This is a genomic window from Sphingomonas sp. RB1R13, assembly GCF_036663775.1.
Classification (GTDB): Bacteria; Pseudomonadota; Alphaproteobacteria; order Sphingomonadales; family Sphingomonadaceae; genus Sphingomicrobium.
The window spans coordinates 1-1,094 of the sequence record NZ_JAXOJM010000094.1; the positions used below are offsets into that span (position 1 = coordinate 1).

Here is a 1,094-nt window from a genome sequence, read left to right on the forward strand (position 1 = left end):
CAGTCGATGCCGCCCAGATAATCGGCGACCGAAATCTGCGCCGCCGCCGCCAGATCGGCGAGACTCATCGTCGCCCCGCCCAGCCAGTTGCGATGGTCGAGCAGATAATCGGTATAGTCGAGATGGCCGACCGCCGCCTTCATCGCCTCGCGCAGGCCCTTGGCATCAGGGCTGCCGGTGCGGGCGACACGCTTGACCATGCGCTCATGAAGCAAGGGGCCGGTGACGTCCTGATAGAAATGCGTGTCGAACCACGTCACCAGCCGCCGGATCTCGGCGCGGCCGACCGCGGTGCCGTTTATCATCGCCGACTTTTCGACCGTTTCCTCGAAAAACTCGCTGATCGCCATCGAATCGACCAGCAGGACGCCACGCTCCTCGTCGACCATCACCGGGGTCTGCCCGGCGGGGTTCATGTCGAGGAACTCGTCGCGCCGCTGCCAGGGCGACTCGCGGACCAATTCGTATCCGACGCCCTTCTCGCCCAGCAGCAGCCGGACCTTGCGCGAAAAGGGACAGAGCGGGAATTGGTAGAGTTGCCACATGCCGCCCACTTAAGCGGGCGGGACGCGCGACGCCAACCCCGCCGACAATGTTTTCACCCCTTCCCGCGTACGGGGCGGCGCAACCGTCGCTGCCCAAGCACGACACCGCTGATCGACAGGACCAGCCCGGCCAGCGACCAGAGCCACATCCAGCCGGTCCAGACCCAAAAATGCGCGGTCAGCCATGGCCAGTCCCAAGTGTGGAGCAGCGTATAGACCCAGCGATAGCCACGGCGCGTGCCATCCTGCCGCTCGACCAGTTCCCCGCTGATCGGATCGACATAGAGCCAGGTCGCCGCCGCATCGTCGAACCGCATCCGCCAGAGCGGCAGACGGGTCGCGTCGGTCCAGTAGAAGTCGGGCTGCACCAGCCATTCGCGCGCCACCCGTCGTCCGCCGGGCACCAGCATCGCGGCGCGCAGCGGATCGGCCGCTCGGGCGGGGGCCAATGTCGCCTGGTCCAGCCAGCGCGGCTGCGGCGAGGCGCGGTCGATCGCTATCCGCGCGAACCCGGCGTCCCCGCTCCACTCGATGCTGCGGGCATTGGGC

At 67.3% G+C, this 1,094-nt stretch carries 1 protein-coding gene and 1 pseudogene; both read right to left on the minus strand.

Annotated elements, in window-relative coordinates; translation table 11 throughout:
• Window positions 1-545: glutathione S-transferase family protein (locus U1700_RS15185; protein WP_332753504.1), on the minus strand; the 545-nt coding region annotated here is incomplete at its 3' end.
• A gap of 53 nt (window positions 546-598) precedes the next feature.
• Window positions 599-1,094 (minus strand): annotated as a pseudogene (locus tag U1700_RS15190) (PepSY domain-containing protein); the annotation flags it as partial.